A 13,045-nucleotide genomic window follows, 5' to 3' on the forward strand; every position below is an offset into this window, starting at 1 on the left:
GCCCCTAGTTAAAGGCAGTTTATTTAAAGTGCGATAATGTATCACATCATGATGACAAACTTGGGTTAACTATCGTAAAAAGATAAAACTTGGTTAAGAACTGCCAAAGTTTTTCTTGTTATAGACAAAGCTTTTTACCTTTACTTACTCTACAAAATGATCTTAAAAAGTCCTTAAAAAAACATGATATTATTCTGATCAAATGCAGGTCATCTCAAAAATTCAATCTGAATGAAAAATACCAAAATTAATGCACGCCATCTCATTATCGATTTATTTCTTTCCTCTGCTTACCCTCAGCTCACGATTAGACAAATATTAATTGCTGCTAAACTTTTTAATATGAGTGACAACGGTATACGTGTGGCTACGACTCGGCTATTAAATGAAGGGATGATAGAAAGTGTAGAACGCGGTATTTATCAACTTTCGCCATCAACCAAAGAATGGGCAAAAGTCATTTTGAATCGTAAAAATGGCATTAAGCAGACTAAAGAATGGCAACAACACTATCTGGCAGTATTTACGGGGACATTAGGTCGTATTGATCGAACCGCTTTAAAAAAGAGAGAACACGCTTTACGTCAATTTGGTTTTAGAGAACTCGAAACTGGAATTTATATACGTCCAGATAATTTAGCGTATAGCTTTGAAAAAACATGTGAAGAGCTCATTTTAGCGGGTCTTGAAAATGAAGCTAAAATTTCTATTATTCAAAAATTTGACGCAAAAACAGTTTCGTTAATTCCTTCTTTGTGGGATACCAAACAGCTTGAAAAGAACTATGAAATGTATAGTCAAGATATTCAAGAATGGCTTTTGAACTATAAAAATCTATCCTTAAATGAGACTGCTACCCAAGCTTTGTTATTAGGACGTGAAACAATTACCTTACTCATGAATGATCCTCTACTGCCTTCTCCATTTGTTGATGAACATGCCCGCAATCAGTTTGCTCAAAATGTACAACAGCTCGATTCGATTGGACAAAAGCTATGGCAGAAACTTTATGAAAATGAATTAGCCCACTAAAGGGCGATTTATTTTTTTACAAACAAATATTTCACTTTTTAAAATTTTATGATTATATTTGTAATATAAGATATGGATACCAAAATCTGATTGGGAGAATAAAAATGAATGCACAAGTGAGTGTGACCGATCTATTTAGCAGAGAAGAAATACAAGAACTCACACAACCCTCAGACATATACGGTGCTTGGGCTGTTGCAAGTACGTGGGCTGTTATTGGCGGAACATTTGCAAGCTTAATCATGATGTGGGATTACTTACCTAGCTGGGGCAAATTACTTGCTTGTATGCTAGCTTTGGCCATATTGGCGGGTCGCCAGTTATGCCTTGCAATTTTGATGCATGATGCATCTCATAAAAGCTTGTTCAAAAATAAGAAAATAAATGACTTTGTAGGTGAATGGCTATGCGCCCGTCCAATCTGGAATGATTTACAAAAATACCGCGTACATCATGTCCGTCATCATGCAAAAACCTCTACTCCAGATGACCCCGATCTTTCGTTAGTTTCTGGTTTTCCTGTAAATAAAAAATCGCTTACTCGTAAATTTTTACGCGACTTAACAGGTATGACAGGATTAAAGTTTAGCTTTGGTCGAGTGTTAATGGATCTAGATCTAATGAAATGGACTGTTGCCAATGATCAGGTCTGGTTAGATCGAAGCAATAAAGATTTCGTTGACTATGCCAAAAGTCTTATAAAAAACAGTAGTGGTGCCATTGCAACCAATGTAGCTCTTTATGGTGTTTTAAAAGCTTTTGGTCAACAACGGTTTTATTGGTTATGGCCCCTAGCTTATTTAACACCGTTTCCATTATTTTTAAGAATTCGCTCAATGGCCGAACATGCAGGTATGCAAACGAGTAATACGGCTTTAACCAATACACGAACAACACGTGCAGGTTGGATTGCTAGAAGTTTTGTGGCGCCTATTCATGTCAATTACCACATGGAACACCATTTAATGGCTTCGGTGCCCTACTTCAAACTGCCGCGTATGCATCGTCTATTGAGAGCGCGCGGCCATGTTCCAGCACCACCTAGCTATTTTGAAGTGATTGATTCACTCTCATCTAAGCCAGAACAATCTAATTAATTGACTCAAATCATAAATGAAAGGCCATGAAATTAAATTTGTGGCCTTTTAACTTAAATCATCCATCTTATGTTTGGTTTGGAAATATTTAGGCGTCACTCCCATCCAGCGCTTAAACGCACGAGTGAAGTGAGAAGTCTCGGCATAACCTAGCATTAAAGCCACTTTTTCAACCGACATATTATTTTGAGTTAAAAGTTTCTGGGCATACTCCTTTTTCAGTGAGTCTACCAAGAGCGTAAAGCTAGTATCATCAAGAGCTAAATAGCGTTGCAAAGTTCGCTCTGACATATTCATGATATGAGCCACTTGCCCAACTTTTAATGCGTTAATATTCCCATTTAAAAGCAATTTTTCGGCAACTTGTTTGACCTGGCCTTTCCAACCACTTTTTAAGTTTAATTTCTCTATATCCCGCTTACATTGCGCATTTAATAACGGCGCTAGCATTGGGTCTGCCGTTAATACAGGTTGTGCTAAATACTCTTTTGGAAATATCCAACGATTACGCTTTTGGTTAAATAAACAAGTTACAGCCAGTTGATGACTGATTTGGCCAAAACCTATCGGCTCTGGCATTGGTAATTCAACTTTTCCCAAATGAGAAAGCCCTGTTAATTTTTTGGCAATTTGAACAAAACCGACTAACAAAAAAATGTTGGCATTTGGGCTCAGCTGAAATGCATTGACAGGCTGATGAATTGACCAATATGCATCATTATTTTCTTGTTTTAATTCCGGTTTAAAAACCTTACAACGTGAACCAATGAATTGTTCAAGTATTTTCAGTGCTTCTCCTAAATTTGGAGAAACTATGGCAGCCATTCCGACTGAACCATAACATGAAGCCGTCATGCTTAAAGCTAAATACCCTGCTAGTGCTGGCTCTTTGCATAACTCGATCGCCCGTTCAATAAGCTGATTTAAGATGTTGAATTCAACATACCAGTAAGGCTTTTCTAATTGGTCTAAAGTTATTCCGCTTCCATTTAAAAGCTGCTCACCAGAGACACCCCACCGCTTAACAGTCTCGACGATTAAATTAATATAAGTTCCGGGTAATTCTGGATTCATGAGCAACCCATATGAGCAAAATAAAATGGCGCGAAATGGTAAAAACTGTCAGTTCATGAACTATGCCATGCTTTTAAATTGATGCATAGTTATTCAAAACAAAATCCGCTGAATTGCACTAGACAGCACAATTTATAAAAAAGAATACAGGTCCTCCCCTATGAACATTCTGATTGTCCATGCTCATCCAGAACCCCAGTCTTTCACCACTGCTCTAAAAAGTACAGCTAAGCAAACCTTAGAAGAATTGGGGCACAGCGTAGAAATTTCAGATTTATATGCGATGCAATTTAACCCGGTTGCATCCAAAGAAGATTTTTTAGAGCTTAACCAACCTGATTATTTTAACTATGCACTTGAACAAAGAAATGCCAGCAAAAATCAGCTTCTAGCTCCAGATATTCAAGCAGAAATTGAAAAGATAAAAAAAGCTGATCTCGTCATTTTAAATTTCCCACTTTATTGGACATCTGTTCCAGCAATTTTAAAGGGCTGGATTGATCGTGTGTTTGTATCTGGACTTTTTTATGGGGGTAAACGGTTTTACAATCATGGTGGCATGGCAGGAAAAAAAGCGATGTTGTGTTTAACACTCGGTGGTAGAACACACATGTTTGGAGAAAACTCAATTCACGGACCAATCGAAAATTATTTATCCCCGATTCAACGTGGTACTTTGGCATATGCTGGTTTTGAAGTCTTACCTCCATTCATTGCTTATCATGTGCCGTATATTAGCCAAGAAGCACGACAAACCCTTCTTGAAGACTATGTAATCTACCTTACTCATCTGGACCAGCTCGAGTCATTAAAATTTCCCAAACTTGAGCAATTTGATGAAAAACTCTATCCACTCTAATACTCTGTTTTAGCTCTTAAAATTGAATAACCGAATTTAGATCATTATTTTCGGTTTTTTATTACACATAACTTTCAAATATAGAATCCAAATTTGCTCAAAAAATAGATCAAATGGTAAAAAAATTAAGGTAAACTTTTTCATAAAATGAATAATATAAAATTTAATCAATAATATACAGGTGTAGAGAAACTAGACTTATCAACTAAAAATGACTACCAATACTCATTTCATAATCACTTAATTCATATTTTTACAAAAAAATCTTTGACCATTTTTCTTGGATTTGTGACAAAAATGTCATAAAAACAAAGGCCACCACTAATAGATAAAAAATATAAATATCAATTAATTAAATTAATTTAACAACGCAAATATTCCTTCATATTTCATCCATTATTGGCATTATTTGTATAAAAAGTGAGTACTCCTCAGTTCATATAACAGATTTACTCTTATTGTAATTATGCTATTTTTGTTACATGGAGTTATCAAAGCTTCTATTACTTGTAATTAGGAGCTTTGAAGGCAACACAGTTTAAACGGTTTAACTCTGTTACTTTTAAAAAAATGTCTTGAAGTTCAAGGAAAGATTAAAATGAAATTAAAACATCTGAGCACTGCAATGATTTTAGCAACGCTGCCTGCAACTGGGGTTTTTGCAGCAGCATTGGATCGCTCTGGACAGTCAATGTCTGCATTCTTACAACCTGGTAACTACTTTGAAGCTGGTATTTCTATTCTAGACCCAGATGTAGCAGGTAAAGAAGCAGGATCAAGCACAACAAGTCGTAACATTGGCGATATGGCTGATGATTATTTTTTCCCAAGCGCAGCCTTAAAACTACAACTTAACGATAAATTCTCTTTTGGTTTACTTTATGACCAACCATTTGGTTCTGATGCTGAATACTCAGGTAATAATGCATTTGTTTCAAACCCAGGGTCTGACTCAGTTTTATCAGCTGGTGCAATTGACGGGATTGTTACTAAAAAAGCAAAAGAAGCTTTAGAAGCTAAAGGATTGCCTGTAAATGATCAAACTTTAGCAATAGCAAAAGGCCAAGTTTTAGCAAGTCCTCAATTTCAACAACTTGCTGGTGCTCTTGCTGTAGCCAATAATTATTTAGGTACTGGCGGAACTAAAGTAGAGGTAGATACACAAAACTTATCTTTTGTTTTTGGCTTCCAACCAAACCAAAACTTTAACTTCTATGCTGGTCCAGTATTACAAACAGTTAAAGGTAATGTAAGTCTTCGAGGTCAAGCTTATAGCCTTTACAATGGTTATGATGCGAATATTAAAGAAACTACTGGTGTAGGTTGGTTAGCAGGTGCAGCTTATCAAATTCCAGAAATTGCGCTTAAAGCATCTTTAACTTATCGTTCTGAAATCGACCATAAAACCAATATTAATGAAGACTTATCTTTATTAAATTTCCCTGGTCTTACTTCTGTGCTCGCTGGTTTAGATGTTCCTGCATCTAAGCTTCAAGCTATTAATTCAGAAGGCAAAACTACAATTACTACCCCTCAATCTGTAAACCTTGATTTCCAAACAGGTATCATGGCAAATACAGTGGCATTCGCGAATGTACGATGGGTAAACTGGAAAGACTTCTCTATCCAACCATATAAATTCGGCAAAGTATCGGAAGCTGTAGGTGGGCTTGTTGGGCGTCCAAATGGTTTTAACTTAGTTGAATACTCTGATGACCAATGGTCTGTTAATGCCGGTGTTGGCCGTAAACTTAGTGACAAGTGGGCGGGTAACGTTTCTGTGGGCTGGGACTCTGGCGCGGGTAATCCTGTAACAACCTTAGGCCCAACTGAAGGTTACTGGAACGTAGGCTTAGGTCTTCAATATAGTCCTACTCCACAAACTTTCCTTGCTGGCGGTGTAAAATACTTCTGGTTGGGTGATGCTAAAGCTCAAACTGGCGCACAAGCTGGTAGTGATCAATATGTTGCAGACTTCTCTGACAACAATGCCATCGCTTATGGTTTAAAACTTGGTTATAAATTCTAAGTTTTAAAACTGATTTATATAAAGAAGGCGCTTAAAGCGCCTTCTTTATTCTTAAGCTGGGATTGTACGCTGTGAAACTGAACGGATTGCTTCTTTTAATGCATCATATCCGTGAATAGCTGGAAACTGAGGAAACTCAGCAATCACATTTGCAGGCGCATCAAATAAGAAACCATGGTCCGCTTCACCAAGCATGGTTGTATCGTTATACGAATCACCTGCAGCGATTACACGGAAATTCAAGCCATGCAGTGCTTTAACAGACTCACGTTTTTGATCTGGTTGACGTAGTTTATAAGCGGTAATCATACCTTCTTCATCTGTCTCTAACTTATGACAGAAAATTGTTGGCCACCCTAATTGCTTCATTAAAGGATGGGCAAACTCATAGAAGGTATCTGATAAGATCACGAGTTGGAAATGCGTACTCACCCATTCAACAAACTCTTTTGCCCCCGGTAATGGCCCCATCTCAGCAATGACTTCTTGAATATCATTTAAGCCTAAACCGTGTTGTTTTAAGATATTAAGGCGCTGAGTCATTAAAACATCATAATCCGGAATATCACGAGTTGTTGCTTCGAGTTCTTTAATCCCTGTTTTTTTAGCGAAATTGATCCAGATTTCAGGAACTAAAACCCCTTCAAGATCTAGGCATACGATTTCCATGAATGCTTCCAACGTTGGTTAAAAATTGCTGTATCATACCATTAAGATTTTCAGTTTTGCGTTGTTATTGATCAAATCAATTTTATTCATAAGGATCGAAATTAAAGTGCTAAGCACTTTATCAACTATCCTTTAGAATATTTTTCATAACTCAATGCGCCCAAGCCTTTTGCCAGGAACACACATGACCGTTATTCCGACTATTGATATCGTAGATGCTCTTGCTGCTGAATATGCAACCAAAAGCCCTCGAGAAATTTTAGAACTTGCCTTAAGCCAACAAGGTGAAATTGCAATTTCGTTTTCGGGAGCAGAAGATGTTGTGTTAATTGATATTGCTTCACGCTTAGGCAAACCTTTCCGTGTATTTAGTCTCGACACAGGCCGCCTGCATGCCGAAACTTATCAATTTATTGAAACTGTCCGTAAACACTACAATATCAATATCGAAATTTGTTTCCCTGAATCTGAAGCTGTTCAAAACATGGTAAACGAAAAAGGTTTATTCAGCTTTTTTACAGATGGGCATCAAGAATGTTGCGGTATTCGAAAAGTTCAGCCTTTACGTAAAAAACTTGCGACTTTAGATGGCTGGATTACGGGTCAACGTAAAGATCAAAGTCCTGGTACACGTACAGAAATTCCGGTAGTACAAGCTGATGCAGGTTTCTCGGGTCCAGGTAAGCAACTTATTAAATATAATCCTCTAGCGAACTGGACAAGTGCTGAGGTATGGAGCTACATCCGTATGATGGAAATTCCATATAATCCTCTTCATGAGCGCGGTTTTGTTTCTATTGGCTGTGAACCATGTACGCGACCTGTATTACCAAATCAACATGAGCGTGAAGGACGCTGGTGGTGGGAAGAAGCCACTCAAAAAGAGTGTGGCTTACACGCTGGTAATATGAAAAAGTAATTGGATATCAAAAAACCACTGGCAAATCAGTGGTTTTTTTTATGTCATGTTCCGTACACAAAGTCATATTTTCTCTACTCTAAACGCTATATACTTAATTTTACGGTTCTATAATTCTAATAAGAGCTCATATAAGGGCTTCTTAGAAAAATGCATGAGGCACAATGATTTATGCGTCCATTACACCCAATTGATTTCATTTTTCTGTCACTCGAAAAAAGACAGCAACCCATGCATGTCGGTGGATTATTTTTATTTGAAATTCCTGAAAATGCACCAGAAACCTTTGTACATGATTTAGTAGAAGATATTAAACGCTCAAAGAGCATTCCTATTCCGCCCTTCAATAACCGTTTAAGTGGTTTATTTTGGGATGAAGATGAAGAGTTCGATATCGATCATCACTTTCGCCACATTGCTTTGCCTCATCCTGGCCGTATTCGTGAACTTCTGGTGTATATTTCACAGCAGCATAGCTCACTAATTGATCGCGCAAAGCCACTTTGGACTTGTGACATTATTGAAGGAATCGAAGGCAATCGTTTTGCCATGTATTTTAAAATCCATCATGCAATGGTAGATGGTGTTGCTGGTATGCGTTTGATCGAGAAATCTCTGTCAAAAACGCCGGAAGAGAAACATGTTGTTCCTTTATGGTGTGTTGAGAGTAAAAGAGCTAAGCGTCTAAAAGTACCAACTCCAAGTACTAGTAAAATTAAGAGTATTTTAGGCGGTATTAAATCTCAACTCGACATAGCTCCAAAAGTTATGCACGAGCTATCTCAAACAATATTCAAGGAAATGGGTAAAAATCCTGATTATGTTTCTACTTTTCAGGCACCAGTTTCTATTTTGAACCAAAGAGTTAGTGCTTCACGTCGTTTTGCGGCCCAATCATTTGAATTAAGCCGCCTTAGAAAAATTTCAAAAGCATTAGGCGTAACGATTAATGATGTTGTGCTGGCTGTATGTTCAGGCGCTTTACGTGAATATTTGATTAGCCAAAACAGCTTACCAAAAAAGCCACTGATTGCCATGGTTCCAGCTTCATTACGTACAGATGATTCTGACATGAGTAACCGAATTACCATGATTTTGGCAAATTTAGGGACGCATAAAGATCAACCGTTAGAACGCCTAGAAATCATTCGTCGTAGCATGCAAAATTCAAAGCAACGCTTTAGCCGTATGACAGCGAATGAAATTTTAAACTATAGTGCGGTAGTTTATGGTCCGGCAGGATTAAACATCATGTCAGGAATGCTTCCTAAGCGTCAGGCGTTCAATTTAGTGATTTCCAATGTACCAGGACCACGTGAGCCACTTTATTGGAATGGCGCGAAATTAGATGCGCTCTACCCTGCTTCGATTGTCATGGATGGACAAGCTCTAAACATTACCATGACCAGTTATTTAGATAAGCTTGAAGTTGGATTAACAGCTTGTCGAAATGCTTTGCCAAAAATGCAAAACCTTTTGACTCATTTAGAAGATGAGATTCAACGTTTTGAAGAAATTATTGCAGAGAAACAACTGAAACATCATTCAGCAAGTTAAAAAAAGTTAAGGGGCTTTGAATTGGCCCCTTATTTTTTGATTGTGCGGCACTGGTTAAGCAACTGATGACATACTGAACGAATCATTGCAGTTGTGATTGGTACTTCTTTACCTTGGTCATTCAACATATAGCAGCTATTTACTGGCGTGCTTTCTAAAACATGTTTAAGACCGTTGCTAATTAAGTTTTCACTTACATTCATGGGTTATACCTCTTATTGTTTGCTAAGACGTTTAATAGGGAGAACGTCTAGGGCTACTGTATGTAAGTAGTATTTAAAATTCATGAATGAAAGTAAAATTTCAGTTGTAACAAGGATTAAGCGATATCTTGTTACAACTTTAACTTAAAATGATATCGTATTGCTCTTGCGTATATAAATTTTCGACCTGAAATTTAATAACGCGGTTAATAAAATGCTCTAAATCGGCTACTGCTGGTGCTTCTGCTGTTAATAATCGGTCAATCACAGAAGGATGCGCAACAACAGTAAAGCCACTCGTTGACTCAAATGCACGGGTATAACGCAATATCTCACGAAATATTTCGTAACACACTGTCTCCGCTGTTTTGACAAAACCACGCCCTTGGCATGTTGGACATGATTCACATAACAAGTGTTCTAATGATTCACGAGTTCGTTTACGCGTCATTTCGACCAGACCAAGTTCTGACACTTGAGTAATTTTGGTCTTCGCGTGATCTCGCTCAAGCATTTTCTCAAACTGACGCATCACCTCTTCACGGTGAGTTGCTTCTTGCATGTCAATAAAATCAATAATGAGAATACCCCCCAAATTACGCAGTCTAAGTTGACGCGCGATAACTTGAGTCGCCTCCATATTGGTTTTAAAAACCGTATCCTCAAGACTACGACCACCTACATATGAACCTGTATTAACGTCAATCGTTGTCATGGCTTCAGTCTGGTCAATCATCAGATAACCGCCCGACTTCAAAGCTACGCGAGTTTGTAAGGCTTTTTGAATATCTTCTTCAACATTATAAAGATCAAATAGTGGCCGCTCACCCGGATAATGGATGAGGCGACTCTTCATATTCGGGACAAATTCATCTACAAACTCAAGCAGTTTTGCATGAATCTCTCGCGAATCTACATAAATCTTTGCAGTTTCTTCGCTTGCTAAGTCGCGAATAATACGTTGAGGTAATGGAAGTTCTTCAAAAATTAAAGAAGGAACAGCAACGTCAGTCTGCTTACGCTGGATGTACTCCCACAATTTGCTCAGATAACACATGTCCTGTGCAATTTCTGCCTCATCCACACCTTCTGCAGCCGTACGGACAATCACGCTACCGGGTAAATTATGCTCAGATTGAATACCTTCAATAATATTACGCAGTCGATCTCGCTCTTCTTCAGACTCAATACGCTGCGAAACACCAATATGGTTGCCATACGGCATTAAAACCAAATAGCGAGAAGGGATTGAAAGATCTGTACTTAGACGTGCACCTTTTGTGCCCAACATATCTTTCATTACTTGGACAGTAAGGGTTTGCCCAGGATGTAATAGCTCAAAGACATTTGGGGTAGGCTGCGAACGAGGCCAAACCATATCATTGATATGTAAAAAGGCTGTTCGAGACAAACCAATATCAACAAAGGCAGCTTGCATGCCCGGAAGCACTCGTACAACTTTACCCTTGTAGATATTGCCGACTAGACCACGTTTAACTGTACGCTCGACATACAGTTCATTAACAGTTCCATTTTCGATTAATGCCACCCGACACTCCATAGGCGTGACATTAATAAGTAGTTCTTCTGACATACATAAACTCAAAGCATTATAAAATTTTTTATTAAAGAGTCAGAGAAGCTGTTAACTTTAACGTTGTCTAATGTTCATCGACAATGCTATTCAATGAAGAATGATAACAACCCCTTATGTCTTTACTCTTTTGAATAACTGTGCAAATTCGTATAAAGGAAGTCCTACCACATTACTATAACTTCCTTGAATTTGGGGAATATATTGCGAGGCAATTCCTTGAATTGCATAACCACCCGCTTTTCCAACAGGCTCACCCGTGGTCCAATAATCTTCCATATCCTGTGTAGTCAGGCGCTGAAACTCAACTTGTGTTTGCACTACCTGACTTAACATCTGTTGTTGAGTCGCAACGCACAGTCCAGAAAACACATCATGCCAACGTCCAGATAATTGTTTCCAGATTTCAAAGGCATGATTTTTCGATTCAGGCTTACCAATAATTTGACCATCAAGTCCCAGACTTGTATCGGCAGCAATAACAATTGCTTCTGGAAAAAGCTTCAATACAGTCTGAGCTTTTTCTCTAGCCAACCGTTCAACATAATGATGAACCAGCTCATTTTCATGAACAGACTCATCAATGTCAGGACTATAGATTTCAAAATCTAAGCCTAGCTGTTGTAACAGCTCCTTCCGACGAGGAGAGCTAGATGCTAAAACTATATGCGCCATTTTGCCAAACAATAATAGACGACTGGCCACGTAATGATACTTGTCATCAAAGGTTGCCAATGTCTAGCAATCGAAAAATGAATTCCGCCCATCGTCTGTGTTACCCACATAAATGCTAAATGGGCAATAATGACTAGCGTTGCTATCGTCCATAAATTAACAAAAGTTAAAATACGGCGTTCCCGAATTAAAAAACGGGTAAGAAAAGTCACTATTACAAAACTTAAGGCATTGAGTCCTAAAGGCGCATCAAGCAGTAAGTCTGTAAAAATCCCCATCCCGAATGCAAACCAGACCCCACACCATGTTGGCTGACATACCACCCAAAATAGCATGATCATTAACATGAACAGTGGCCGCCATCCTGAAATATCATAGGATAGCGGATAAACCATAAGTACAGAACCGACAATAACGGAGAGAATAATTCCCCATAATGGATCTTTACGCTTTTCTCGTTTAAGTTTAGCGATCGGCATATGGCTGCTCCTTCGCTAATGATTCAGAGAACAGTACAACTACATGATGGCCTGTTGCCAATTGTGCTGATGGTGTTACATCAATTTCAGCAAATTCACCTGAATTATGGCGTTTTATTTTGGCAACTGTACCCACTGCGTAACCTGCTGGGAAATGTTCACCCAAGCCTGAGCTAAACACTTTATCACCCACCTGAATATTCGCACTGGTCGGGACATATTCCATTTTTAAACGGCCCAAATCACCTATACCAGAAACAATCGCCCGCATTCCTGTACGTTCAAGACGTACCGACAGTGAATGTTCTTTATCTGATAACAACATCACACGTGAGCTATGAGGATATACATTAATAATCTGCCCCATAATCCCCTTATCATCCAGAACCGTTTGACCGACCTTTAGATGGTCCGTAGAGCCTCGGTTAATAATGATGATATGACGTAATGGATCTGCATCTGTCCCAATCACTTCGGCAATTTCCATACGACCATCAATAATTAATGGTGTATCAAGAAGTCCTCGTAAACGGGTATTTTCAGCTGACAGTTCAGAAAGTTTCTGTAAGCGGACTTGAGCTTGTAAAAGCTCAGCCTGCATCGCGGTATTTTCACGACGCAGTTGTGCTTCAGATTTTGTTTGTTGATTCAGCCATTCTCTCGACAGTACCGGATAACTAGCCAATGCATAAATTGGGTTATATGCAGCGTACAAGACATCCCTTGCTGGCTGAATTACATAAGGCATGCGCCAATCAAAGAACAGCACAACCAAACATGTAATGACCGCAATAATGAACGAGCGGAAAGATGGCGGCTGTCTTGAAAAAATATTCGGTTGCACCGCCTAATCCTTAA

At 38.5% G+C, this 13,045-nt stretch carries 13 protein-coding genes; 6 read left to right on the plus strand and 7 right to left on the minus strand.

Annotated elements, in window-relative coordinates; all coding sequences use genetic code 11:
* Window positions 1–231 precede the first annotated feature (231 nt).
* On the plus strand, window positions 232–1,032 hold the full coding sequence (locus J580_RS19565; protein ID WP_032005400.1) for a PaaX family transcriptional regulator C-terminal domain-containing protein: 801 nt from the start codon (window positions 232–234) through the stop codon (window positions 1,030–1,032).
* Between the two features lie 104 nt (window positions 1,033–1,136).
* Window positions 1,137–2,129 (plus strand): fatty acid desaturase family protein, encoded by a 993-nt coding sequence (locus tag J580_RS19570; RefSeq protein ID WP_017402624.1) that lies wholly within the window; start codon window positions 1,137–1,139, stop codon window positions 2,127–2,129.
* A gap of 48 nt (window positions 2,130–2,177) precedes the next feature.
* Here the strand turns inward: J580_RS19570 and J580_RS19575 are convergent, their stop codons facing one another.
* Window positions 2,178–3,203 carry an AraC family transcriptional regulator gene (locus J580_RS19575; RefSeq protein ID WP_017402625.1) on the minus strand — a complete coding sequence of 342 codons (1,026 nt, stop codon included), beginning with the start codon at window positions 3,201–3,203 and terminating at the stop codon, window positions 2,178–2,180.
* A gap of 160 nt (window positions 3,204–3,363) precedes the next feature.
* Here J580_RS19575 and J580_RS19580 point away from each other — a divergent pair, with 160 nt between their 5' ends.
* Both J580_RS19580 and J580_RS19585 read left to right on the plus strand, forming a co-directional pair.
* Entirely contained in the window at window positions 3,364–4,062 is a 699-nt protein-coding gene (locus J580_RS19580; protein ID WP_017402626.1) for an NAD(P)H-dependent oxidoreductase, read from the plus strand.
* Window positions 4,063–4,660: 598 nt separating this feature from the next.
* The gene (locus J580_RS19585) at window positions 4,661–6,091 is read left to right on the plus strand and encodes an OmpP1/FadL family transporter (protein WP_014207529.1); all 1,431 of its coding nucleotides are present in this window, start codon (window positions 4,661–4,663) and stop codon (window positions 6,089–6,091) included.
* Window positions 6,092–6,142: 51 nt separating this feature from the next.
* On the opposite strand, the gene thrH is transcribed toward J580_RS19585, so the two are convergent.
* On the minus strand, window positions 6,143–6,760 hold the full coding sequence (gene thrH / locus J580_RS19590) for a bifunctional phosphoserine phosphatase/homoserine phosphotransferase ThrH (protein WP_002116438.1): 618 nt from the start codon (window positions 6,758–6,760) through the stop codon (window positions 6,143–6,145).
* Between the two features lie 184 nt (window positions 6,761–6,944).
* Between thrH and J580_RS19595 the strand changes: the two genes are divergently transcribed.
* Together J580_RS19595 and J580_RS19600 are read left to right on the plus strand one after the other, a co-directional pair.
* Window positions 6,945–7,679: a phosphoadenylyl-sulfate reductase gene (locus tag J580_RS19595; RefSeq protein ID WP_005064416.1), complete on the plus strand. Its 735-nt coding sequence runs from the start codon at window positions 6,945–6,947 to the stop codon at window positions 7,677–7,679.
* Window positions 7,680–7,850: 171 nt separating this feature from the next.
* Window positions 7,851–9,236, plus strand: coding sequence for a WS/DGAT/MGAT family O-acyltransferase (locus J580_RS19600; RefSeq protein ID WP_005064414.1), 1,386 nt, complete (start codon window positions 7,851–7,853; stop codon window positions 9,234–9,236).
* 29 nt (window positions 9,237–9,265) lie between these two features.
* Here J580_RS19600 and J580_RS23355 read toward each other — a convergent pair whose 3' ends face one another.
* From J580_RS23355 to mreC, 5 genes are all read right to left on the minus strand, one after another.
* The gene (locus J580_RS23355; protein ID WP_002116397.1) at window positions 9,266–9,439 is read right to left on the minus strand and encodes a PA1571 family protein; all 174 of its coding nucleotides are present in this window, start codon (window positions 9,437–9,439) and stop codon (window positions 9,266–9,268) included.
* Between the two features lie 139 nt (window positions 9,440–9,578).
* Entirely contained in the window at window positions 9,579–11,033 is a 1,455-nt protein-coding gene (rng, locus tag J580_RS19610; RefSeq protein ID WP_005064412.1) for a ribonuclease G, read from the minus strand.
* 114 nt (window positions 11,034–11,147) lie between these two features.
* Window positions 11,148–11,708 (minus strand): Maf-like protein, encoded by a 561-nt coding sequence (locus J580_RS19615; RefSeq protein WP_025465969.1) that lies wholly within the window; start codon window positions 11,706–11,708, stop codon window positions 11,148–11,150.
* Window positions 11,696–12,187 (minus strand): rod shape-determining protein MreD, encoded by a 492-nt coding sequence (gene mreD / locus J580_RS19620; RefSeq protein WP_002116279.1) that lies wholly within the window; start codon window positions 12,185–12,187, stop codon window positions 11,696–11,698. Before mreD ends, J580_RS19615 begins: the two co-directional genes overlap by 13 nt.
* Window positions 12,174–13,031 carry a rod shape-determining protein MreC gene (mreC, locus tag J580_RS19625; protein WP_032005402.1) on the minus strand — a complete coding sequence of 286 codons (858 nt, stop codon included), beginning with the start codon at window positions 13,029–13,031 and terminating at the stop codon, window positions 12,174–12,176. The genes mreD and mreC overlap by 14 nt, the downstream gene beginning before the upstream one ends.
* Window positions 13,032–13,045 lie beyond the last annotated feature (14 nt).

The organism is Acinetobacter sp. 1542444 (assembly GCF_000581835.1).
Classification (GTDB): domain Bacteria; phylum Pseudomonadota; class Gammaproteobacteria; order Pseudomonadales; family Moraxellaceae; genus Acinetobacter; species Acinetobacter pittii.

Coding starts and splice junctions, on each gene's coding strand:
- J580_RS19585 (WP_014207529.1), top strand. CDS start 4,661: ATGAAATTAAAACATCTGAGCACTGCAATGATTTTAGCAACGCTGCCT.
- J580_RS19570 (WP_017402624.1), top strand. CDS start 1,137: ATGAATGCACAAGTGAGTGTGACCGATCTATTTAGCAGAGAAGAAATA.
- J580_RS19600 (WP_005064414.1), top strand. CDS start 7,851: ATGCGTCCATTACACCCAATTGATTTCATTTTTCTGTCACTCGAAAAA.
- rng (WP_005064412.1), bottom strand. CDS start 11,033: ATGTCAGAAGAACTACTTATTAATGTCACGCCTATGGAGTGTCGGGTG.
- J580_RS19580 (WP_017402626.1), top strand. CDS start 3,364: ATGAACATTCTGATTGTCCATGCTCATCCAGAACCCCAGTCTTTCACC.
- thrH (WP_002116438.1), bottom strand. CDS start 6,760: ATGGAAATCGTATGCCTAGATCTTGAAGGGGTTTTAGTTCCTGAAATC.
- J580_RS19615 (WP_025465969.1), bottom strand. CDS start 11,708: ATGGCGCATATAGTTTTAGCATCTAGCTCTCCTCGTCGGAAGGAGCTG.
- J580_RS23355 (WP_002116397.1), bottom strand. CDS start 9,439: ATGAATGTAAGTGAAAACTTAATTAGCAACGGTCTTAAACATGTTTTA.
- J580_RS19565 (WP_032005400.1), top strand. CDS start 232: ATGAAAAATACCAAAATTAATGCACGCCATCTCATTATCGATTTATTT.
- J580_RS19575 (WP_017402625.1), bottom strand. CDS start 3,203: ATGAATCCAGAATTACCCGGAACTTATATTAATTTAATCGTCGAGACT.
- mreD (WP_002116279.1), bottom strand. CDS start 12,187: ATGCCGATCGCTAAACTTAAACGAGAAAAGCGTAAAGATCCATTATGG.
- J580_RS19595 (WP_005064416.1), top strand. CDS start 6,945: ATGACCGTTATTCCGACTATTGATATCGTAGATGCTCTTGCTGCTGAA.